Genomic DNA, 22,926 nt, shown 5'->3' with positions numbered 1-22,926 from the left:
GTGGTGGAGGAATGAAAGTTCAGAAAGTAATTGTGGAGGAAAAAACATATCCGTTATACATACTGTTAGATAAAAATTTTGAAGTGGTAGAACCGGTTAAGAGATTTATAAAGTACTTGGATAATACTGGGAAAGCTCCGAATACGATTAAAACATATTGTTATCATCTCAAACTTTTCTACGAATTTATGAGACAAAGCGGAATCCGCTTAGAAGATTTACAATTTGAGGATTTAGCAAATTTTGTAGGATGGCTAAGAAATCCTACAGGGAATTTAAAGGTAGTAGATTTACGACCAAAAAAGGCTAAAAGAGAGGAGACATCGGTAAATTCCATACTTAACGCTGTAACTAGTTTCTTAGAGTATTTAAATCGTACAGAAGATTTTAAAGCTATAGATATGTCTAAAGAGGCAAGGGGAAGAAACTTTAAGGGATTTCTTCATCATATTACTAAAGGTAAATCCTATAATAAAAATATTTTAAAGCTTAGGATAAAAAGGAAACTTGTACAAGTATTAGAACATGAACAAGTCAAAGCGATAATTGATGCATGTCATACCAAAAGAGATAGGTTACTTATTATGCTAATGTATGAAGGGGGACTTAGGATAGGAGAAGTATTATCCCTTCGTATTGAAGATATTTCTACATGGGATAACCAGATTAACATTAGACCAAGAGATCACAATGAAAATGGAGCTTATATTAAATTAAAAAAAGAACGAACTATCGATGTAAGTAAGGAAGTAATGGCTTTATATATCGATTATTTAGTGCATGAATATGGGGAAGGTTTAGAGCATGATTATATATTTATCAATCTTAAAGATTCTTATTTCGGGCACCCTCTAAAATATCAAAGTGTGTTAGACCTTATAAGAAGATTGGTAAAGCGGACAGGGATTACCTTCACCGCTCATATGTTACGTCATACACATGCTACAGAGCTTATTAGAAGTGGATGGGACGTTGCATACGTACAAAAAAGATTAGGGCATGCCCATGTACAAACAACGCTTGATACGTATATCCATCTTTCTAATCAAGATATGAAAAATGAATATAACAAGTATCTTCAAGGGAGAGAAACATGACAATGAAATTTCCAAGTGTACCAACTAATCGAAAGCTTATTACTAGTACACAGATTAATAAAAAAATAACTAATATGACAAGTGTTTTAAAGGGATTTTGGGCAGCAGATAGATGGGATATAAGAATTTGTCCACATCCTAGTGCAGTTGAGTTAAGTAAGAATTCATCAGTAAGAATTCGTTGGGTAAATTTCGATAAGGTGGAAAATATCTGGTTGAAAACAGAATTAAAATATTTTTATTACCTTCACTTGAATAATGGAGTTTGGAATGCACAATCCGTTTGGATTAGAAAGGGAACTGTGATAAGTCGAATGATGGGATTTTTAAATTTAAAATATCCTAAGATTACATCGATAACTGAAGTGCCTATAAAAAAAGCTTTGACAGAATACCGAACCTACTTAGCGGAACAAAAAGTAAAAACTACGACTACTAATTACAAACTTGATGCAAATCAGCAGAAAGTTGCTGTACAAGGGAATTCCTATTATGTTACTCATCTTAAGCAGTTTATGGAATTTTATGAGGACTTCTATTTTGATGGGGAAGAATGGGAAAAAGATGTTTGGAATCGAAGAAAGCTATCATTACCAGAAGATAAGGTAAATCCAACATCCTACGAATATACAATTAACTTTAAGGGGTTTGAAAATAATTATTTTAAAGAAATAGTTAAGCGATATTGTAAACTAATGTTAAATACAGCCAGCTTTTCTCACGTAGTAGATGTAGCTTCAAAATTAAAAGAGTTTTTTAATTTCGTGAACAAAAATTGTGAAGGGATACGAAGGATTCATCAATTAACTAGAAATGAAATTGAGCAATATTTAAATTATATTAATTTAAAAGGTTTAAAACCTAGTACAGTAACTGGAAGAATATCTGCTTTAGACGTTTTTTTTACTACAATTCAAAGGTATGACTGGAAGGATAAAACCTCCAAAATTCTTATTTTTCAAGAAGATTATCCTAAAGTGCCGAAGGCATTACCACGTTATATTGATGAACATATACTCGAACAATTAAATAGGAAATTAGATAAATTGGAACCTTATATTGCTACAATGGTCATGGTACTTCAAGAATGCGGAATGCGTATCAGTGAACTTTGTACATTGAAAAAAGGGAGCATCATAACCGATAAAGAAGGTGATTGCTTTTTAAAGTATTATCAGTGGAAAATGAAGAAAGAGCATATCATTCCTATTTCTAAAGAAATTGCTGCATTGATATTAGTTCAAGAGCAAAGAGTAGTTGATGAAGTGGATGATGGATGTGTATATGTATTTCCCCGAAAAGATGGATCACCATTGAAGCAAGATACCTTTAGGGTCAAATTAAATAGATTAGCTTATGAAGAAAATATAACGGACAGCAAAGGAGAAATCTTTCGATTTCATGCTCATGCCTTTCGACATACAGTTGGCACTAGAATGATAAATAACGGGGTGCCACAGCATATTGTCCAGAAGTTCTTAGGTCACGAATCACCAGAAATGACGGCAAGATATGCACATATTTTTGATGAAACACTAAAGAGAGAATTTACAAAATTCAAAGAAACTTTGGTGACGAGTAACGGTAGTATTCTGGATCTAGGTGAGGAAAATACTGAAGCTGACAATACAGATCTTCAATGGTTTAAAAAGAATATCAATGCACAAGCGCTTCCTAATGGTTACTGTCGTTTACCAGTAATTGCTGGACCTTGTCCTCACGCAAATGCTTGTTTAGATTGTACGAATTTCTGTACAAGTAAACAATTTCTAAATGAACATGAAGAGCACTTAAACCGAACTAAAGAAATACTAAATAGGGCTAAGCAGAACCAATGGCAACGCCAGGTTGAAACTAATGAACGTGTTAAAATTAGATTAGAGCAGATTATTCATTCGTTAAAGGAGACGAATTAAGATGACTAGAAAGAGTAACACAACTGCTATAATTCAACTATCAAAAGAAAAATCGGAGAAAACAAGAAGTAGAGTTGAAAAGACAATATCAGAGATGGCATTGAAAAAAGAGAGAATTAATTTTAATTCCGTTGCACACAAAGCAAATGTTTCAAAGTCATGGCTTTACAAGCAAAAAGACATTAGAACTAGGGTGGAGACATTAAGAGGGATGCAAATAAAAGAGGTGGTTCCTCGTAAATCTAGTAAAAGTCCCCGTTCAGAGGATGTATTAATAAAGACCTTAAAAAGCCGCATAAAGGCGCTAGAAGAAGAGAATAAATGTTTAAAGAATCAGGTTCAAAAATTATATGGTAAGCTGTTTTAGCGGTTTTGTGTTTCTTATAATTAAGAGTGTATTCAAATTACCATGTTCTTGCTATAGGTATGTATTAAAATAAAAATAAAAATTAGAATTTATGAGATTGTTTTTCGACAATCGGGCCATTTGATGTAGGATGGACCTGTTTACCAATAAATAGGGGGGATTCGTTTAATAATATATAATAAAAGTAAGAATAATGAGAAATAAAATATTGTAATTTAATAGGAGAGAGAAATGAAAAGAACAATTACCATTTCAGGTCTTAATCATACAGATCCAATTTCTAAGCAGGATGAACATCATAGCGATACAATCAATATTGAAGATGAAGAAGTCATCGCTTGGGACAACTTGACCCTTTTTAATGATTTGCCGAAAAAACATGGAGTGTACATGATATATGATCATACTAACACTGTTATTTATGTAGGAAAAAGTTGGGATAAAAACGGATTTAATGGTCGTTTTTATAGCCATATGACTGATTCCGATGGTTACTTCCCTTATTGGCAATATACAGCTAAAAATATAAGATTTTATTATATAAATAAAAGGTTAGAGATGTTAACATTAGAACGCTTGAAAATCCAACAACATGAACCATCATTTAATAAAGAAGATGTGGGTTCAGCCCCATCAGATGGCCAAAGAAAGAAGATAAAGAAAGAACTTCAAGGGCAGCTCGATGTTATAAAAGACATGTTTTATGATGAGCTTCCAGTGAGTGACAAATATCTAAAATTACTTATGGTTACTGCTGGTTTCCACAAAATAGAAGAGTGGATACTTGAAGAAGCTTCTAATCCCAGATACTTAGAAAAACAGTTTTATGAGATAGATAAACCACTTAAAGCAACTAAAAAACTTCAAACAACATCAAAAGAATACAGTCGTGGATTATACGAATTTATTAGTGATTAACCAACAATATAATCACAAGAATACAAAAAGAAAAACCTAAGAATAGAATACATAGTGTCGTTGAGTGTGCGATCGATTATGAGATAATAAGATTGTATAAAAAGAATTAATTGAATTAGATTCCCCTTCAAGTCAATAATCATTCGGGAACTAAAAGGCTATGGTAGTTAAAAAGCTTATTGCCGCAATCATAATTATTATCTTGATTTTCCTCAATCGCGCGTTATTTTTTGAATAAATCTTAGATTTTTAAATTACTTTATTGTTATGTGTTTGAATACAGTGAAGTATCTTATATTAAAAATTAAACAACTATATTTTAACCGTTAGACATGTGAAAAAAGTAATTGATCATATGGCTAAGTTATTAATTGGAAATTTAATGTATTTAGAAGAGGTGATAAGAATTGAGTATTAAAGGTGTTGATAAGCTGTTTAAAGAAAAATTAACAATGTACCCTCATTTAAAAGTAATCAGAGATAATCTATGGTCTAAAGATGGCAAAAGTCGTGTTTCAGTAATGGTTGGCGCAGGTTTTAGTTTGAATGCAACTAAGATAGAGGACAATTTTTCTGGAATGGCTTTATGGAATGACTTAAAATGCATGCTGACAAAAAATTTGAATCATCATCTAGATATAGAATACAAGGATGTTTTAGAAATTGGACAATTATATGAAGAAGAATATGGAAGAGCAAGTTTAGATGAAATATTAAAAGAAGCTATACCGGATGAAAATTATGAATCTGACTTATTACATCATAAATTATTAAATCTTCCTTGGGCAGATATATATACTACCAATTATGATACTTTGTTAGAACGTACTAAAAGAAATATATATGAACGCAATTATCAAGTTATTTACGGAATCCATGATATACCTAATTCAACATCGCCTAGAATTGTAAAATTACATGGTAGTTTCCCATCTAATAGACCATTTATATTTACTCAAAATGATTATGACAGATATCCAGAACAATTTAGTCCATTTGTCAATATGGTTCAACAATCTATTATGGAAACTACCTTTGTTTTATTGGGCTTCTCAGGGGATGATCCAAATTTTGAAAGGTGGACTACTTGGGTTAAAGAAAATTTAGGTGAGCAGATGCCTAAAATATATATGATTGGTTATGGTCAAAAAAACAGACTAGGATACTTGAAATCTAAAGGGATTACATTAATTGATTTTGAAGAAATATATTCATCTAAAGAAAGACCTTATCAAGAAATGTTTACAGACCTATTTTCTTTTCTTTCTTATGAAGATAGAAAAGAAAAGACTAAATGGCCTTTTAAAAAATACTCAAAATGGAATTTGAGCCTAGAAGATTTAAAAGATAATAGAGAAAGCTTTCCAGGTTGGATAATAATGCCTAACGATATAAGGCGTTCTAATGCTGAAAGCATTAGATTTCTTTTTAATAGAAAAATAAATGATATAAAATCTTTAAAAAACAAAACTGATCTCGAGTTTATAAATGAGATTATATGGTGTTATGAACATTTTCATATTCCTTTAGATGTCCAAACGCATCTGAGACTGAAAGGATTAGTTGATGAAATAAGTGGGGATCTTAACAAAAACAGCAACGATATTTTGTTATTGTTATTAAAAGAAGCACGGTTAGATTGTAATAAAGAAGAATTTTATAAATATAAGGACTTGCTAGAAAAAACAGGCTTAAACAAATTACAATATCATAAAATAACTTTTGAAGAAATACTGTTTGATTTAGCTTTCAATAATATCGACAAAGTTAAAAGGAAATTACATATATGGCAGGTTGGGGAAAAGGAAATCGAATGGGGTATAAAAAAAGCTGCTATACTTATAAAAATAATGAGCAGAGCAGAAGCAAAAGAAATTCTTAAAGGATACTTGCAAACTATCAGAAGTTTATTAGCGATACAGATTGATGAATATAGATTGCTTTCTTTGGAAAGTATTGCATTAAATCTTTTGAGAGAAATTAATAATGAGAAAGACTACGGTTATGATAGACTTAGAAGTTTAAATTTGAAAAATTGTAACGCCAATAAAGAATACGAAAATACGCTAATATCAGTAAAAAAATATGAATATGAATTAGGCACTAAAGAAAACCCTGGTTTTGACCCAGGCGAAGGTAAGATTTCTTCGAAAATGGGAGATTATTTTAAGCGAGAACTTTTAGATTCATTTGCTGTTTTACAAATTGAAGAATTATTTAATCTTACTATGAATGATAAATCACAATATGAGTTAGCCTTAAAAAATTTAGAAATTCAATATCCATTATATTCTCAGATTAAGCGAATCCACTATTTATCTGTTAAAGAAATTGATGAATTCTTTTCAAGAGAATTTGTTTATAAGTTAGATGATTATAATTTAGAAATTTTATTGGAAATGTTAAGAGACACTATGGAAAAGGAATCAAAATCAATTATCAACAGAGATGTAGCGATAGAAATAATTTCACGTATTTATTTTGCTTTACCTCAAGAAGTAAAACTAGAATTAGATTCAAAAATTATTTGTTTTATGAACAACATAGATAATCTTAAAGCTGATATAAAAAAAGTTTTAATAAAATTAATTAAAAGAATGGTATTTGATAAAAACAGGGATGAAAAAAAAGTTTTTTGTGAAAAATTAATTGAATTAAATATTTTTAGTCAATGGGAACAAGATGAAAGTCTATACGGGCGTGAATTTTTTGAGCCAATCCTATGTATTTTTTCTAAAATAGAAGATATTGGTGTTTTGTCAGTTTCTGAAGATAAAATTTCAGAAATGCTTAGTTATTTAAAAGAAGATGGCGATCAAAGTTTAAAAGAATCTGCATTGATAAGATTAGCTTTTCTTGCTCAAAGAAATAGTCTTTCTAAAGTAAATAAGGAAGAATTTATTAAAGCTCTAAAAAGGTTAGAATTAGAAGGAAAAAGAGAACAAGGAATAAGTGATTTTATATTCAGTGTTGTGTTTGATAAAATAATTAATTCAAGTCATGAAATTAGCAATGAGGGAATAGAACTATTTTTAGGTAAGGATATTCCTAAATTTTACAACTACGATGAAACGCTTAAAGGTATGGCGTATTCTGATAATAGAAAAGTGCTCAATTATTTTAATGAAATGTACGGAGCATTTCCTGATTATATTGAAAAGAGAACAAAAAAGATACCTGGAAATGACTGTTATAAAACATGGCTTAATAAATTTTATAAGTGGTGGGATCATCAAGAAGATGGTTTATTACGTGATAGAAAAGACAGAATAGGACTTTTACCATTGCGAGATTATTTAGAAATAGTGGTTGTTCGTTTGAAAAATAACATATTGTCAGTTGCTCCCTTAGAGGTTTTTGATGATAAAGATATTGAAAAGTTAAAGTTAATTTTTAAGAAGATAGATGAAAAAAGACCAGATTTATCTTTCTACTTAGTTCCAAGTTTTACACGTTTAAAAATATCTAATCAATACTCCTTTAGAACTATATTAGATAATTTAAAATCAAAAGAAAGTTCTAAAGTAAATAAGGCACTTCATTGTGTACATGAATATTTAGCTTTTATAGACAATAAAGAGATAGAATTAGATAGTAAGGTTTTGAAACAAGAATTATTTAATATGTTATATTACTGTACGGATGATATTCTTAAAAGTACTGTGGATACTCTAACACATTGTATTAAAGGTGTCCCTACTATTTTTAATGAAGATGACTATACTTTATTATTAGAGTTCCTTAATAAATTTTTGATACTTATCAAAGATAAAATAATTAATATTTCATCGTTAAAAGATTTTGAATTGTTATCATCTGTTTCAGGATTAGTAGCTTATTTATTTCAGAATGCAGAGATGAAAATAAAGAGGGACTTAGGAGAATGGGCTGAGTATATTAAGTGGCACCGTTTACCAGAAGTAAGAAAATACAGTGATTTAATGCAGTAAAATAAATTGGTTGTGATTAAACTTTATTGTAAAGCTAAAGTTGAACAGAAAGTAAAAGAAATTCGTTTAAGTATTAATATCAGAACGGAAATGAACAAGTGTTGAAATATATATGTATAATGCACCTAAACCTCAGAAACAAGAGTTTCTGAGGTTTTTATTTTAAGCAATTATTTCGTTTTAAATGTTAGAGGTTGTAAAACATTGAATTGATATTATGTAATATTTTAAAAGAAAACAATAATTGAAGAATAACTATGTTTTTAAAACAGCTTTAATAAACATTTAACAAAGTGATTAATATATTTTGTCTTGGAATAAAGTTCGATAATTTTAAATAAAGATTGATAATTTATAGTAAAGTTTGATAATTTTAAATAAAGATAGTGGAAATGTTTTCTAGGTTTCAAAAGAAAAAGATAAAAGAGGATTGATTATTAATATGTCTATTGAAGAGGTTTTGTTAAATAAAGTTTTAGACGCGAGCTCTAATACAATTTGGGATGAATTGAAAAAGATAAGAGAGTCTTCAGAAAAAGATAAAAAGACTATTAGGCGTAGATGGATATGGGAATTAATTCAAAATGCATCAGATTGTACACCTAAAGGTAAAAAAATAGATATAAAAATCGATTATTCTAATAATCAAATTATATTTAGTCATAATGGAGTGCCATTTTCATTTGAAAATCTATTAGATTTAATCACTCAAATCTCCTCTAAACAGAGTTCAGAAGAAAAGAAAACAGGCAAATTTGGAACGGGTTTTATGTCAACTCATTTATTATCTGAAATTGTAAAGATTGAAGGGTCGTTTATTCAAAAAGATAGTAAGTACACAAAATTAGAGTTCACTGTTGATAGATCTGGAACTGATTATGGCGATATTAAGAATAAAACAAAAGTTATGTTAGAACAATTAGACCTTTTACGAAAAAATCAAGAGGAACTACAAGAAAAATATGAGAATACAAAATTCATTTATTCAATAGAGGATGATGACATAAGAGAGGCTGTAGAGAAAGGGATAGTGGATTTAAAAGAGACTATTCCTTATGTGTTAACTTTCAATGAGAATATCAACTCTATTACATATAATGGTGATTGTTACAAGAAGGGAAATGAAATAACCTCTACTAAAAATGACAAGCTAAAAATTGTCCAAATTAACGCTTCTGGTAGTAGTCAAGAGTTGCTAATATTAAATGAGAATAATGTAACTATTGGCTGTACTATTGAGTATAAAAACGATAAGTTATATTTCTTACCAATTTCCAGTACTATGCCGAAAGTTTTCTGTGAATTCCCCCTATTAGGAACTGAAGAATTTAGTTTTCCTATAGTGGTTAATTCAAATTTATTTGAAGTGGAAAGAGATAGAAATGCTATTAGAGATAGCAATCCAGTAAATAATGAATTAATAAGGGTAGCTGTCTCATTATACAAGAAATTAATAGATTTTTGTTCAGAAAGCGAAATGACAAGTGATGAATATAATATTTGTATTTTAAAACCCTCCAATTCTTCAAGCATCCAAGCTTATAGTTATAAAGAAATTAAAGAATATATTGAGAAGAGTGCAATTGTTCCTATTAATAATCAATTGGGAGGTTTAAAGCGATTAGCATTTAAAGACAATACCGGTACTGTGAGAATAGGTATACCAAAAACAAAAAAAGGCATACATAAGGACCTACTTTGGGATATTTTATCTAATTATAACGGGTTACCGATACCAACTAAAGATACTTATTTAGGTTGGGCTGCAGTTTTTCAAGAGAATGTTGGATTTTCATGGATAAACGATATTTTTAAAGATTCAAGCATTGATAAATTAGTAGTTTGGTTGAAAGATAAAAATGCATATGCAGATTGGTTAAATTCATTTTATTCTCTTTGGATTAGGGATGAAGGTGTTGAGGAAGTTATAGAATCGGCACTTGTACCAAATCAAATTAATGAATTTGTAAAATTCGATAATATTTATCTTGATAAAAATATAGATAATGAACTCAAAGAGATCTTAACATTATTGGGTGGGAAAATTAAAGAACAGCTATTAAGCCAAGATATTATTTCATTTGAAGACTATTTTGAAAAACAACCAACTAAAATTAAGACTAATGAAATATGCTCTGATCAAATTGATATTAAAGTATCACACCTTTTAAGTAAGGAAGCTATTGACAGAGTAGAAAGGAAAGAATCTACTCAAAAAATATTTAATAGATTAACTAATTGGTTTCTATCACATCCAGAAAAATCAAAAGAGTGGTTTGAAAATTTATATTCAAAGAGAATGATGTTATCATCTCCAGAAGAAAATTTAAGAAGATATAAAATAGCAGAAAAAATAGAAGAAAATAATATTAAGTATGAAGAATTAGACGAGATTATTAATAACCGAGATAAGGTAATGGAGATTATTAATAACTCCGATTTGAGTAAAGAAGATATCATCAACCAATTAAAACATGTTGTTAACTCATCCGAAGAAATGAAAAACTATGTTGATAATTTACTATGCAGAAGTATAGAAAATGTTTTTAAGTATTTAAGTAGTAGTAAAGATTATACACTTCCAGCAACTTTAGAAGAATGGAGGAATGAAAAGTATTCTGATACGGTATTTCCAGCTAAGTATAAGGGGAATGACATTAGAATCATTATTCGTCCAAGTGATTATCAAAAAATAATATTTTATTATGATGAAGAATTAGAGGCTTTAGATGACTACGCCTATCAATTGTGGACAGATAATGGAGAAAAACAAGGGATGGTCACTTTAGGCGATTTGCTTAAAACAACAGGTATATCTAAAATCCCATTAACCAAGATATAAGCGAGGTAATTTCTAGTGTTTAGAACAATTAAAGACATTGAAAATGCAATAAGTAAAAATAGTAGAGAGAATATAACATATATACATCCAATTGCGAGTCATAAAGAGATAGCGAAATTTATTGCGGCATATTCGAACTGTAATGGTGGAGATATCATTTTAGGTATAAAGGATGATGGTATAACACTAAGCATTAAAAAATTCGCTTTTAAACTTAATATAGGTGATATTCTAGATTTATTAGATGGTTCAGTGAAAATAGAATGTAGCCGCTTTACATTTAGAGGTAATAATCTCTTTCACATTTCTATTGATAAATCAGATGAGTTAGTAAAAGTAAATAATATACCTTATAAAATTAATGAAGATGGGGATGTAGAAGAAATGACAATAAAAAAGGTCTTTATTTCATATACACATAAAGATAGTGACTTAGTGGATATTCTAGAAGAAGAATTAAAACAATATGAAAATATAAAAATAACTCGTGATATAAAAGTTACAACATACAGAGATAGTTTGGACGAATTTATGAAGACTATTAGGGAACATGATTTTGTGATTTCAGTAGTGAGTAGTGCATATATCAAATCGTTAAATTGTATGTATGAAGTTATGAACTTAATGAAAGATAAAGATTATCAAGAAAAGCTATTTTTTATTATTGTTAGTAAAGATGATGTGAATTATTATAATGAAAAAAATAGATATGATGGCTTTGAAGCAAAAATTTATGATGTTATGGATAGATTAAAATATATTACTCATTGGAGAGATAAAAAAGCAGAATTAGAGCAAAGTATTAATGAAGCCGCACTTTCTCCAGATTTAATGGCCAATCTAGCAGTTGATATGCGAAAGTTAAATTCTGTAATACCTTCAATGGATGATTTCATTATGTTGTTGAGCGATAAAGTAGGCAGATCATTTAAAGACATGTATGAGGATGATTTTAAAGAAATAGTAGATACAATTAAGGGGTAATTATAATATAGCTCCCATGTATCTATGTGAGGTGATTTTAGGATATTCTATTCTAAAAAATGTTCAATCTCTTTTAGAAAACTTCACTCAACAATAAAATTAAACCCACAAATTTTGATTAAACTTTGTTCGAAATTTGTGGGTCTTTTCTCTTGAAAAATCAACACTTGTAGCTGTCCATTCAAGTTAGATTATTATTTGTTCATATTACTTCGAATATATGTATTCAAAGTGAAAAGATTGATTTTAATGAGTTATGAAAAGAATACTATTGATAAGACCCAACGCCGAGCCGTGAAGATATTGAAGTAACCAAACGCTTAGTAGAATGCGGCCAGATTATCGGAATTGAAGTGCTTGATCATATTATAATAGGTGACCATAAATTCGTGAGTTTAAAGGAAAAAGGTCATATTTAAGACTATGCTTTTTACTTATTTTGTTTTATAATGTGATTTATGAGTTTTTTGTAGAAATTTATCTACAAAAAGGATAAAGATATAAAAAACGTACTGTTTTTATAATATAAATTAAGAAAAAATGAGTCCGTGAAAACAAGAAAGGAAGATAAATAATATGTTTGGATTTGGTGGATTTACTCGCGATCTTGGAATAGACTTAGGAACTGCGAACACGCTTGTATATGTAAAAGGAAAAGGTGTAGTTTTACGTGAACCTTCAGTAGTGGCGTTACAAACTGATACGAAACAAATCGTTGCTGTAGGTAGCGACGCAAAACAAATGATTGGTCGTACACCAGGGAACGTTGTGGCACTTCGCCCGATGAAAGACGGTGTAATTGCTGATTACGAAACAACTGCAACAATGATGAAATATTACATTCAACAAGCTCAAAAATCAAACGGTTTCTTCTCACGTAAGCCGTATGTAATGGTATGTGTACCATCTGGTATTACAGCTGTAGAAAGACGTGCAGTAATCGATGCGACTCGTCAAGCGGGTGCTCGTGATGCTTATCCTATCGAAGAGCCATTTGCAGCAGCAATTGGTGCAAACTTACCTGTTTGGGAACCAACTGGTAGTATGGTTGTTGATATCGGTGGTGGTACAACAGAAGTTGCAATTATTTCTCTAGGTGGTATTGTAACAAGCCAGTCAGTCCGTGTTGCTGGTGATGATATGGACGATTCAATCATTCAGTACATTAAGAAAAGCTATAACTTAATGATCGGTGAAAGAACAGCTGAAGCATTAAAATTAGAAATTGGTTCTGCAGGCGAGCCCGAAGGTATCGAGCCTATGGAAATTCGCGGTCGTGATTTAGTAAGTGGTTTACCAAAAACAGTACTAATTCAGCCAGAAGAAATTGCAGATGCATTAAAAGATACAGTAGATGCGATTGTAGAATCAGTTAAAAATACGTTAGAAAAAACTCCACCTGAATTAGCGGCTGATATTATGGACCGCGGTATCGTATTAACAGGTGGCGGGGCATTACTACGTAATTTAGATAAAGTAATTAGTGAAGAAACGAAAATGCCAGTTCTTGTTGCAGAAGATCCATTAGATTGCGTAGCAATTGGAACAGGTAAAGCATTAGACAATATCGATCTTTTCAAAACTGCTGCTCGATAATATTGCAAAATAAAAATCAGTGAAATTAAGAGGGTGTGAACGTGCCACAGTTTTTCTTAAACAAAAGATTAATTGTTTTGTTGGTTAGTATTATTCTTCTCGTGGCATTGATTGGAATCTCATTGAAAGAACGGAACAGTTTAACATGGCCAGAGCAGTTTGTTAAAGATACTGTCGGTGTTGTAGAACGTGTATTCCAAAAGCCAGCGAAATACGTAGCTGGATTCTTCGAAAATGTAGAGGATGTAAAGCGCACGTATGAAGAGAATAAAGAATTAAAAGCAAAATTAGATAATTATGCAGGTCTATCAGGGAAAGTAAAACAATTAGAAGATGATAACAAGAAGCTACAAGAGCTAACTGGTAAAAAAGAGTTAAATAGCGGGTATACTGAAATTCCAGCTACTGTTGTTTCTCGTAATCCAGATAAATGGTACGATTTAATTGGAATTGATAAAGGGGCACAGCAAGGAATTAAAAAAGATATGGCTGTAGTAACTTCACAAGGGTTAGTTGGAAGAGTGAAAAGTGTATCTCAGTTTACATCATCAGTAGAATTACTAAGTTCTATGAGCCGAACAAATCGCGTTTCTGCTATTGTACAAGGGCAAGAGAAAATCTTTGGATTGATTGAAGGTTATGACAAAGAAAAGCAATTACTTCTTTTCACAAAGATTGGCTCTGATGCACCGGTAGAGAAAGATCAACTAGTTGTAACATCTGGACTGGGTGATATTTTCCCGAAAGGTCTTGTAATTGGAAAAATCGTTGAAGTTCAGCCGGATGCATATGGCTTAACAAAAACAGCTTATGTAAAACCTGCCGCTGATTTAAATGACGTAGAGCATATTACGGTTGCTAAACGTGCAACACCTTCAGCGCCATTAGAATAGGAGGAGAAGAAGAGATGATGAAGATATTAAAAAGAGCAGCTCTTCCTCTTTTGCTCCTTTTTGTGTTTCTATTTGAAAATATGTTTGCTACTGTTGTTCCAACGGATGTGTTTTGGAAAGACAGCATAGCAGCACCGCATTTCTTTATAATCGTATTATGTTTTATTACAGTGTATTATAGTCCGGTCCAAGGGATTTATTACGGACTATTATTTGGCTTCTTATTTGATACCGTATACACAGAACTTGTCGGGATATATATTTTTGCTTATCCGATTTTAGCTTATTTAGTATATAGTGTGATGAAAGTACTACAATTGAATTTATTTATTGTTGTTTCTATCATATTAGCTAGTGTTGTAGCACTAGAGTATTATGTGTATGGATTCTTAACTTTATTAGGACGTACTCATATGCCAGCGTATGTCTTTTTCACAGATCGTCTCCTTTCTACTTTATTGTTAAATGCTATTTTCTTATTGATAGTTTGTTTCCCACTGAGACGATATATAGTGCGTCTTTCAAAAGCGATGGAAGAAAAAGAAAAAAGGATTTTCTAATTTTATGTCGAATTGAATCGGTGGGGTGAACTTTAGTGGAAGAAAAAAAGCAACAAAATGTAACGATAAAAGGGACAAAAGATGGGATAACGCTTCATTTAGATGATTGTTGTTCATTCTCAGAATTATTGGTGGAATTAGACGAAAAACTTTCTACACATTACTACGATGGTGATGGACGCTCTCTAATTGAAGTGCATGTGAAAGTAGGAAATCGTTATTTAACAGAAGTCCAACAAGAAGAGATTCGTACGTTAATTCGTAATAAAAAGAATCTTGTTGTGGATTCAATTGAAAGTGATGTTATCACTAAAGCAGAAGCAATAGCTTGGAAAGAAGAAACAGAAATTGTCCCTATTTCCAAAATTGTTCGCTCTGGACAAGTTTTACATGTAAAAGGAAATTTGTTGTTAATTGGAGATGTTAATCCAGGCGGAACGGTTATCGCTGGGGGGAATATTTTTGTCGTAGGATCATTAAGAGGAATTGCACATGCTGGGTATTATGGGGATTCGGATGCTGTAATCGCTGCATCTGTTATGAACCCGATGCAACTTCGAATTAGTGATGTGGCAATGCGGGCTCCGGAAGAGAAAGAAGACGGAGCGGAGGCGGCAGAATGTGCGTATATTAATGAGAACAATCACATTGTTGTCGATCGCCTGCAACTTCTCACTCATCTTAGACCTAATTTAACAAAGTTAGAAAGGGGAATTGTATAGCTGTGGGAGAGGCAATAGTAATTACATCTGGAAAAGGCGGAGTAGGTAAAACTACTACATCTGCGAACATTGGTACGGCCCTAGCGTTATCTGGAAAGAAAGTGTGCTTAATTGACACAGATATCGGTCTTCGAAATTTAGACGTAGTAATGGGGCTGGAAAATCGTATTGTATTTGATCTTGTTGATGTCGTTGAAGGGCGTTGCCGTTTACCTCAGGCTCTTATTAAAGACAAACGTTTTGATGATCTTTATTTATTACCTGCAGCACAAACGAGTGATAAATCAGCGGTAACACCTGAACAAATGGATGAATTAATACAAGTATTACGTCAAGATTATGATTACATATTAATCGATTGTCCTGCGGGGATTGAGCAGGGATTTAAAAATGCGGTAGCTGGTGCGGATAAAGCAATCGTTGTTACGACTCCAGAAGTATCCTCAATGCGCGATGCGGATCGTATTATTGGGCTTTTAGAAAAAGAGGATATTGAACCACCGAAACTTGTTATTAACCGTGTACGTAGTCATATGCTTCATGAACAGGATATGTTAGATGTTGATGAAATTGTACGTACATTGTCAATCGAGCTTCTTGGTGTTGTCGAAGATGACGATGAAGTTATTCGAGCTACAAATACAGGTGAACCTGTGGCGTTGCAACCAAGCGGAAAAGCAGCGTTGGCTTATCGTAATATTGCAAGACGCTTGTTAGGTGAGAATGTACCATTACAAGCATTTGAACAAGAAAAGGTATCGGTATTTGCAAAGGTGAAAAACTTCTTTGGAATCCGTTAAGAGCACTTCGCACATATGCGAGGTGCTTTCTTTTTTCTTCACACGAATATCTTTCTTTCTTAGCTCATACATATGTACAAACTGTATACAACTGTTTCTAATGAAATTAGCTTAACGAAAGAAAGGAGACAGTATGAAGAATAGACGCGTAGAAGAAATTAAAAAGCGGATTGCAAAAAGGAAGGCCGAGCAAGAAAGGATGGAGGAAGAGCAGTATTTTAACGGAGGGAATTTTGATAGTGAAGCGGTATTTATTGAAGATGGAGAAAAGGAAATGCATCCTTTATTTCGAAAGGAAGTCTTTTTCTTCAAAGTTTTATTATCAGCAATATTAGTTCTTTCGGTTGCTATTTTATATAAGAATGCTCCTTCTTCATTCAATGGAGCTAAAGCTGTTACAGAAAAAGTGATGAAAGAGGAATTTCAGTTTGCTACTGTAGCGAAATGGTACGAAAAGCAATTTGGAAAACCGCTCGTATTCTATTCGCCGAACGAGAAAAAAGAAGGAAGTATTCAGCAAAAAGATTATGCAATTCCTGCTTCTGGAAAGGTAATGCAAGGGTTTCAAAAAAATGGCCAAGGTGTATTTGTCCAAACAGCTACAAATGCAAAAGTGGAGTCAGTAAATGAAGGGTTAGTTGTTTTTGCAGGCAAGAAAGAGGAACTTGGAAATACAGTTCAAATTCAACATGCAGATGGTACGGAGTCATGGTATGCAAACTTAAACGATATGTCAGTGAAATTATATGATTACGTTTCAAAGAAACAAAAAATTGGAACGGTGAGTAATGATACAAATGATAAAAATGGAAAGTTTTATTTCGCGATAAAAAAGAATGAAAAATTTATTGATCCGATCCAGGTGATATCATTTGATTAAATATAGGGACGTTTTAACGAAAATTTCCGTGCATCCATTATTTTGGGTTATTATTGTCATTGGTATTTTTACTGCGCGTTTTAAAGAGTTACTACTGTTATTTTGTATTGTTCTTATTCATGAACTTGGGCATGCTTTTGCAGCAGCACACTATAATTGGCGTATAAAAAGAATTCAGCTTTTGCCGTTTGGTGGCGTTGCCGAGCTTGAGGAACATGGTAATAAGTCATTGAAAGAGGAACTTGTTGTCGTAATTGCAGGACCGATTCAACATGTTTGGATGATGCTGGTAGGTTACATGTTGTTCGAAGCCGGTTGGCTGAATACAGATTTATATTATTTCTTTATGTGGAATAATATAATTATTTTAGCATTTAATTTACTCCCTATTTGGCCGTTAGATGGCGGGAAAGTATTGTTTAATGTATTATCATATCGTTTCCCTTATTTACAAGCACATGAAAAGATGATGCAATTGTCATGTGTTTTTTTTGGTGTAATATTAGGATGGCAGTTACTCTGGAATAGTAACAATATTATGATGTGGGTACTACTCATATTTTTAGCAGTGTCATTATATCAAGAGTGGAAACAAAGACGGTATGCATTTATGCGTTTTTTATTAGAACGTTATTATGGAAACAAAAGAGGAATCGAAAAGATTGCACCTATTGAAGTGCAAACGGAAGATCGTTTATATACGATCTTCACAAAATTTCGTAGAGGATATAAGCATTCTATTATCGTCCGTGGAAAATATAAAGAGCATTACACATTGGATGAAAATGAATTGCTCTATGCATATTTTACTGAAAAACGAACAACTTCATCAGTTGAAGAATTAATCGGTTAGTGTTGACGATAGCACTAACCTTTTATTATTGTAAAAGCAAAGAAGATTATAAAGTGAGGAAATAATTTTGAAAACGTTATATGTGAATTACGCTGGTTCGGAAAAGCGGGTTGCAATTGAAGAGAAGAAAAAAATTGTTGAGTTTTTATGGAAACGTAATGAAGAGCAAGAGATTGTTGGGCATATTTATGTTGGACGTGTCGTAAGAACAATTGCTGGAATGAATGCAGCTTTTGTAAACATCGGTTTAGAAAAACATGCTTACCTTTCATACGATGATGTACCATCTTCTTATCGTATACATGAAGGGCAAGCGATACTCGTACAAGTTGTAAAAGAGGCAATTGATACGAAAGGGCCTAAATTGACAGCGAATATAGAATTTACCGGGAAATATGTCGTTTATATGCCGTTTGATGAGATGCGCGCTGTTTCTCGAAAAATAAAAAATAATAAAAGAAGACAACAGTTACTCCAAATTGAAATAGAGGGAACGGGGGGATACATTTTCCGTTCTGCTTCTGAAAAAGGAGCAATTGAAGAAATACAAGCTGAAATGCAAGAGTTACAACAGTTGTATGAAGCGTTAAAAAGAAAAGAGGGCCAAGGAAAGGCGCCGTTATTACTTCATCGACCGGCGACCTTTTTAGATCGTGTATTTCAAGAGAATCCAATTGAAACCATTGAAAAAGTAGTTGTAGATACAAGAAGTATAGTAAAAGAATTAGAAGACAAAGTTGGAAAAGAAAAAGTATCTTTTTATAATGAAAAGTCTTCGATGTTTAACCATTTTGGAATAGAGCGTGAAATTGAGAAAGCACTCCAAAAAATTGTGTGGCTTCCAAATGGTGCTTATTTAATTGTAGAACAAATGGAGACGATGACTGTAATTGATGTGAATACGGGCAAGTTTACGGGAAAACAAAATTTACAAGATACAGTACTTCGCACAAATGAGATGGCAGCTGAAGAAATTGCACGCCAATTAAGACTTCGTGATATTGGTGGTATGATATTAATTGATTTTATTAATATGAAAAAAAGAGAAGATAAAGAAAAGGTAAGAGAATGTCTCATAGCTGCTATGCAAGATGACCGCACATATACAAGGGTGCTCGGCTTTACGGAGCTAGGGATTTTGGAAATGACACGTAAACGTAAAAAGCATTCTTTACGGGACGTATTATTAAAAGAGTGTGTACCTTGCAAAGCGACGGGTTATGTGATGTCGCATGAAACAATTGCGTATGAGTTAGAGAGAGAACTAATCACATATGGCAATATAGAAGATGAAGCGGTATTAATCGCTGCGCCTAAAGAACTGCAAAAACAGTTTTTGCAAAAAGAATTACAAAAAAATATTCCATTTGAAATTTATTTCAAAGATGATAATATCGAAAAGTATGCTATCGTTCGTTTTGGAAGTAAAAAAGAAATTGTAGAGCGGAAAAAATAGTTAGCAGAACATTTATTGACAACCGTCTATGATTCATGATAACATCTTTATGTTATAGTTTATAGCACCTAAACGGCTATATGCTACAACCGCACAAGACAGGTTCCCTAAAGGCATTTATGTCTACCTCGTTTTTGGCGAGTCTTAGTAATTAAGAGGAGGTGCAAGTATGTACGCAATTATCGAAACAGGTGGAAAACAAATTAAAGTTGAAGCTGGTCAAGCAATCTACATTGAAAAATTAGATGTTGAAGCTGGTGAAACTGTTACTTTTGACAAAGTTCTTTTCGTTGGTGGCGAAAACGTTAAAGTTGGTAGCCCAGTTGTAGAAGGTGCAACAGTTACTGCGAAAGTTGAAAAACAAGGTCGCGCTAAGAAAATTATCGTTTTCAAATACAAAGCGAAAAAGAACAATCGTAAGAAACAAGGTCATCGTCAACCTTACACTAAGCTAGTTGTTGAAGCTATCAACGCTTAATTCTGGTTAACATGATTAAAATTACGATAAGTCGCACGAAATTAGGAAGTATCCAATCATTTAAAATGACTGGACATGCCGATTATGCGCCACATGGACAAGACCTTGTCTGTGCTGGAACTACAGCGGTTGTGTTTGGTTCTATAAATGCAGTGGAAGAACTTTGTAATGTGCAAGCAACTATTGAACTCGGAAGTGATGGCGGATTCTTAACGTATGAATTGCCTAATGATTTAGACGTTCATACAGCAGAAAAAGCACAAACGCTTTTAGAAGGATTAGTTGTTTCGCTTAAGACGATCGAACTTGATTACGGAAAGTATATCCGTTTAATAGAAAAAGTGCAGGAGGTGTAACGTATGTTAAGATTAGATCTTCAGTTTTTCGCATCTAAGAAAGGTGTAGGTAGTACAAAGAACGGTCGTGACTCTCAGTCAAAACGTCTTGGTGCTAAACGCGCAGATGGTCAAACGGTTACAGGTGGTTCAATTCTTTACCGTCAACGCGGTACAAAAATTTATCCAGGTGTTAACGTTGGTCGTGGTGGCGATGACACTTTATACGCGAAAGTTGACGGCGTAGTACGCTTTGAGCGTCTTGGTCGTGACCGCAAACAAGTGAGCGTATATCCTGTTGCTCAAGAAGCATAAGAACTCACGGAAAACTCTAACCTGAGTGCAGGTTAGAGTTTTTCTATATTAAGGGGTATCTAAATGAATGAAAAATGGACAATTATAGATGCATTGCGCCATTCAAGACATGATTGGCTCAATCGTATGCAGATGGTGAAAGGAAACCTTTCCCTTGGAAAAGTGGAAGAAATTCATAGTCTCATCGATCGTTTTGTCCAAGAAGCGAGACAAGAATCCAATCTGATGGGGCTATCAATGCCTTTATTTTCAGAGTGGATTTTAACATATAATTGGAAACAGCAGCCGTGCTTATTGGAGTACGAAGTATTAGGGAAATTACATAACTTATCTCACTTAGATGAGACTGTATGTACATGGACGAATCAATTTTTCTCGATGCTTCAGCATAGTTTAGACGTATATGTTGAAAATTATGTTTGTATCACAATTGAATGTGACGCGGATAATGCTCGTTTCTTTTTTGATTTTCGTGGTAAGCTAACGAGTGTAGAAGAACTACAGAATTGGCTTGCGATCCAAAACAATAAATGGTGTTCCATTTCTTATACAGTGCGAGACGAAGAAGTCTCAGTTATATTACAACCAATTGAAAAAAGTGTGGTGAAATAATGTTTGTAGATCAGGTCAAGATATATGTAAAAGGCGGCGACGGTGGTAATGGTATGGTTGCGTATCGTCGTGAGAAGTATGTACCAAAAGGTGGCCCAGCAGGTGGCGACGGTGGTAAAGGTGCAGATGTTGTTTTCGTAGTTGAGGAAGGCTTACGTACATTAATGGACTTCCGCTACCAACGTCATTTCAAAGCTGATCGCGGTCAGCACGGAATGAGTAAAGGTCAGCACGGACGTAAGTCTGAAGATTTACTTGTAAAGGTTCCGCCAGGAACAGTAGTAAAAGATGAAAAAACTGGTCAAATTCTTGCCGATTTAGTAACGCATGGACAAACTGCTGTAATTGCAAAAGGTGGCCGCGGTGGCCGTGGTAACTCACGTTTTGCAACAGCTACGAACCCAGCGCCAGAAATCGCTGAGAACGGGGAACCAGGTCAAGAGCGTGATGTTATTCTAGAACTTAAAGTACTAGCAGACGTTGGACTTGTTGGATTCCCAAGTGTAGGTAAATCTACATTATTATCTGTTGTATCATCAGCGCGTCCGAAAATTGCAGAGTATCATTTCACAACAATCGTTCCAAATCTTGGTGTTGTTGAAACGGGTGATAACCGCAGCTTCGTTATGGCTGACCTTCCAGGACTAATTGAAGGCGCACATGCTGGCGTCGGACTTGGACACCAATTCTTACGTCATATTGAGCGTACACGTGTAATCGTGCATGTTATTGATATGTCTGGTTTAGAAGGCCGTGATCCATATGAAGATTACGTAACGATTAATAATGAATTAAAAGAATACAATCTTCGCTTAACTGAGCGTCCACAAGTTGTTGTTGCAAACAAAATGGATATGCCAGATGCAGAAGAAAACTTACAAGCATTTAAAGAGAAAGTGGGAGACGAAGTAAAAATCTTCCCAATCTCAGCTGTAACAAGACAAGGTGTTCGTGACTTACTGTTTGAAGTAGCGAACTTAATAGAAACAACACCAGAATTCCCAATACATGAAGTTGCGGATGAGTCTGATACAAGTGTAATGTACAAATTTGATACTGAAGGTGTTAAATTTGAAATTACACGTGAAAGTGATGGCACGTTTGTTATCTCTGGTTACGATATTGAGAAGACATTCAAAATGACAGACTTCTCACGTGATGAATCTATACGTCGTTTCGCTCGTCAAATGCGCGGAATGGGTATTGATGAAGCGCTTCGTGCACGTGGTGCGAAAGACGGAGATATTGTAAAAATTCTTGAATATGAATTTGAATTTATCGATTAAGACTGCCGAAATACGGCAGTCTTTTTTTATATCGTAAAAATCGGATTTATATAGGAAAAAATCCCC

20 protein-coding genes, 1 pseudogene and 1 other annotated feature are annotated in these 22,926 nt (G+C 33.0%); all 21 genes and pseudogenes read left to right on the top strand.

From position 1 onward, the window contains the following. Positions 1-11 precede the first annotated feature (11 nt). On the top strand, positions 12-1,097 hold the full coding sequence (locus tag NST27_RS21840) for a tyrosine-type recombinase/integrase (RefSeq protein ID WP_047386897.1): 1,086 nt from the start codon (positions 12-14) through the stop codon (positions 1,095-1,097). Positions 1,098-1,099: 2 nt separating this feature from the next. Beyond that, entirely contained in the window at positions 1,100-3,013 is a 1,914-nt protein-coding gene (locus tag NST27_RS21835) for a tyrosine-type recombinase/integrase (RefSeq protein ID WP_047387061.1), read from the top strand. Position 3,014: 1 nt separating this feature from the next. Continuing rightward, entirely contained in the window at positions 3,015-3,380 is a 366-nt protein-coding gene (locus NST27_RS21830; RefSeq protein WP_047386893.1) for a DUF6262 family protein, read from the top strand. Between the two features lie 231 nt (positions 3,381-3,611). Further along, complete coding sequence (locus NST27_RS21825) at positions 3,612-4,298, top strand: GIY-YIG nuclease family protein (RefSeq protein WP_047386889.1); 687 nt, start codon at positions 3,612-3,614, stop codon at positions 4,296-4,298. A gap of 407 nt (positions 4,299-4,705) precedes the next feature. Continuing rightward, positions 4,706-8,248 carry an SIR2 family NAD-dependent protein deacylase gene (locus NST27_RS21820; protein ID WP_080296765.1) on the top strand — a complete coding sequence of 1,181 codons (3,543 nt, stop codon included), beginning with the start codon at positions 4,706-4,708 and terminating at the stop codon, positions 8,246-8,248. Between the two features lie 442 nt (positions 8,249-8,690). Continuing rightward, a complete protein-coding gene (locus NST27_RS21815; RefSeq protein ID WP_047386887.1) occupies positions 8,691-11,090 on the top strand; it encodes an ATP-binding protein in 2,400 nt (799 codons plus the stop codon). A gap of 15 nt (positions 11,091-11,105) precedes the next feature. Further along, positions 11,106-12,074: a TIR domain-containing protein gene (locus NST27_RS21810; protein WP_047386884.1), complete on the top strand. Its 969-nt coding sequence runs from the start codon at positions 11,106-11,108 to the stop codon at positions 12,072-12,074. Positions 12,075-12,352: 278 nt separating this feature from the next. Continuing rightward, a pseudogene (locus NST27_RS21805) lies at positions 12,353-12,493 on the top strand (JAB domain-containing protein); the annotation flags it as partial. A 157-nt stretch (positions 12,494-12,650) separates the two neighbouring features. Continuing rightward, positions 12,651-13,670, top strand: coding sequence for a cell shape-determining protein MreB (gene mreB / locus NST27_RS21800; protein ID WP_000466736.1), 1,020 nt, complete (start codon positions 12,651-12,653; stop codon positions 13,668-13,670). 41 nt (positions 13,671-13,711) lie between these two features. Next, positions 13,712-14,563 (top strand): rod shape-determining protein MreC, encoded by an 852-nt coding sequence (gene mreC / locus NST27_RS21795; protein WP_001135488.1) that lies wholly within the window; start codon positions 13,712-13,714, stop codon positions 14,561-14,563. A gap of 14 nt (positions 14,564-14,577) precedes the next feature. Continuing rightward, positions 14,578-15,123 (top strand): rod shape-determining protein MreD, encoded by a 546-nt coding sequence (gene mreD, locus NST27_RS21790; RefSeq protein WP_000975766.1) that lies wholly within the window; start codon positions 14,578-14,580, stop codon positions 15,121-15,123. Positions 15,124-15,158: 35 nt separating this feature from the next. After that, complete coding sequence (gene minC / locus NST27_RS21785; RefSeq protein ID WP_000391525.1) at positions 15,159-15,845, top strand: septum site-determining protein MinC; 687 nt, start codon at positions 15,159-15,161, stop codon at positions 15,843-15,845. A gap of 2 nt (positions 15,846-15,847) precedes the next feature. Then, complete coding sequence (gene minD, locus NST27_RS21780) at positions 15,848-16,645, top strand: septum site-determining protein MinD (protein WP_000503309.1); 798 nt, start codon at positions 15,848-15,850, stop codon at positions 16,643-16,645. A gap of 133 nt (positions 16,646-16,778) precedes the next feature. Then, the gene (gene spoIVFA / locus NST27_RS21775; protein ID WP_000797471.1) at positions 16,779-17,525 is read left to right on the top strand and encodes a stage IV sporulation protein SpoIVFA; all 747 of its coding nucleotides are present in this window, start codon (positions 16,779-16,781) and stop codon (positions 17,523-17,525) included. Then, positions 17,518-18,378 (top strand): stage IV sporulation intramembrane metalloprotease SpoIVFB, encoded by an 861-nt coding sequence (spoIVFB, locus tag NST27_RS21770; protein ID WP_000599054.1) that lies wholly within the window; start codon positions 17,518-17,520, stop codon positions 18,376-18,378. The genes spoIVFA and spoIVFB overlap by 8 nt, the downstream gene beginning before the upstream one ends. 67 nt (positions 18,379-18,445) lie before the next feature. Further along, positions 18,446-19,834, top strand: coding sequence for an Rne/Rng family ribonuclease (locus NST27_RS21765; RefSeq protein ID WP_000855485.1), 1,389 nt, complete (start codon positions 18,446-18,448; stop codon positions 19,832-19,834). Positions 19,835-19,911: 77 nt separating this feature from the next. Further along, positions 19,912-19,989, top strand: a sequence feature (ribosomal protein L21 leader region). A 14-nt stretch (positions 19,990-20,003) separates the two neighbouring features. Continuing rightward, on the top strand, positions 20,004-20,312 hold the full coding sequence (rplU, locus tag NST27_RS21760) for a 50S ribosomal protein L21 (protein WP_000270907.1): 309 nt from the start codon (positions 20,004-20,006) through the stop codon (positions 20,310-20,312). 11 nt (positions 20,313-20,323) lie between these two features. Further along, positions 20,324-20,668 carry a ribosomal-processing cysteine protease Prp gene (locus tag NST27_RS21755; RefSeq protein ID WP_002001054.1) on the top strand — a complete coding sequence of 115 codons (345 nt, stop codon included), beginning with the start codon at positions 20,324-20,326 and terminating at the stop codon, positions 20,666-20,668. A gap of 3 nt (positions 20,669-20,671) precedes the next feature. Then, the gene (gene rpmA / locus NST27_RS21750) at positions 20,672-20,962 is read left to right on the top strand and encodes a 50S ribosomal protein L27 (protein ID WP_000944958.1); all 291 of its coding nucleotides are present in this window, start codon (positions 20,672-20,674) and stop codon (positions 20,960-20,962) included. A gap of 63 nt (positions 20,963-21,025) precedes the next feature. Next, entirely contained in the window at positions 21,026-21,574 is a 549-nt protein-coding gene (locus tag NST27_RS21745; protein ID WP_001003582.1) for a sporulation initiation phosphotransferase B, read from the top strand. Next, entirely contained in the window at positions 21,574-22,860 is a 1,287-nt protein-coding gene (gene obgE / locus NST27_RS21740) for a GTPase ObgE (protein WP_000497127.1), read from the top strand. Before NST27_RS21745 ends, obgE begins: the two co-directional genes overlap by 1 nt. The last annotated feature ends 66 nt before the right edge of the window (positions 22,861-22,926 follow it).

Origin of the sequence: Bacillus sp. FSL W8-0770, assembly GCF_038008705.1 — a bacterium.
GTDB lineage: Bacteria > Bacillota > Bacilli > Bacillales > Bacillaceae_G > Bacillus_A > Bacillus_A cereus.
Note: the sequence above shows the minus strand (reverse complement) of the source record. Positions and strands in the feature narration are given on the sequence as shown.

Coding starts and splice junctions, on each gene's coding strand:
- NST27_RS21840 (WP_047386897.1), top strand. CDS start 12: ATGAAAGTTCAGAAAGTAATTGTGGAGGAAAAAACATATCCGTTATAC.
- NST27_RS21835 (WP_047387061.1), top strand. CDS start 1,100: ATGAAATTTCCAAGTGTACCAACTAATCGAAAGCTTATTACTAGTACA.
- NST27_RS21830 (WP_047386893.1), top strand. CDS start 3,015: ATGACTAGAAAGAGTAACACAACTGCTATAATTCAACTATCAAAAGAA.
- NST27_RS21825 (WP_047386889.1), top strand. CDS start 3,612: ATGAAAAGAACAATTACCATTTCAGGTCTTAATCATACAGATCCAATT.
- NST27_RS21815 (WP_047386887.1), top strand. CDS start 8,691: ATGTCTATTGAAGAGGTTTTGTTAAATAAAGTTTTAGACGCGAGCTCT.
- mreB (WP_000466736.1), top strand. CDS start 12,651: ATGTTTGGATTTGGTGGATTTACTCGCGATCTTGGAATAGACTTAGGA.
- mreD (WP_000975766.1), top strand. CDS start 14,578: ATGATGAAGATATTAAAAAGAGCAGCTCTTCCTCTTTTGCTCCTTTTT.
- spoIVFA (WP_000797471.1), top strand. CDS start 16,779: ATGAAGAATAGACGCGTAGAAGAAATTAAAAAGCGGATTGCAAAAAGG.
- rplU (WP_000270907.1), top strand. CDS start 20,004: ATGTACGCAATTATCGAAACAGGTGGAAAACAAATTAAAGTTGAAGCT.
- NST27_RS21755 (WP_002001054.1), top strand. CDS start 20,324: ATGATTAAAATTACGATAAGTCGCACGAAATTAGGAAGTATCCAATCA.
- rpmA (WP_000944958.1), top strand. CDS start 20,672: ATGTTAAGATTAGATCTTCAGTTTTTCGCATCTAAGAAAGGTGTAGGT.
- NST27_RS21745 (WP_001003582.1), top strand. CDS start 21,026: ATGAATGAAAAATGGACAATTATAGATGCATTGCGCCATTCAAGACAT.
- obgE (WP_000497127.1), top strand. CDS start 21,574: ATGTTTGTAGATCAGGTCAAGATATATGTAAAAGGCGGCGACGGTGGT.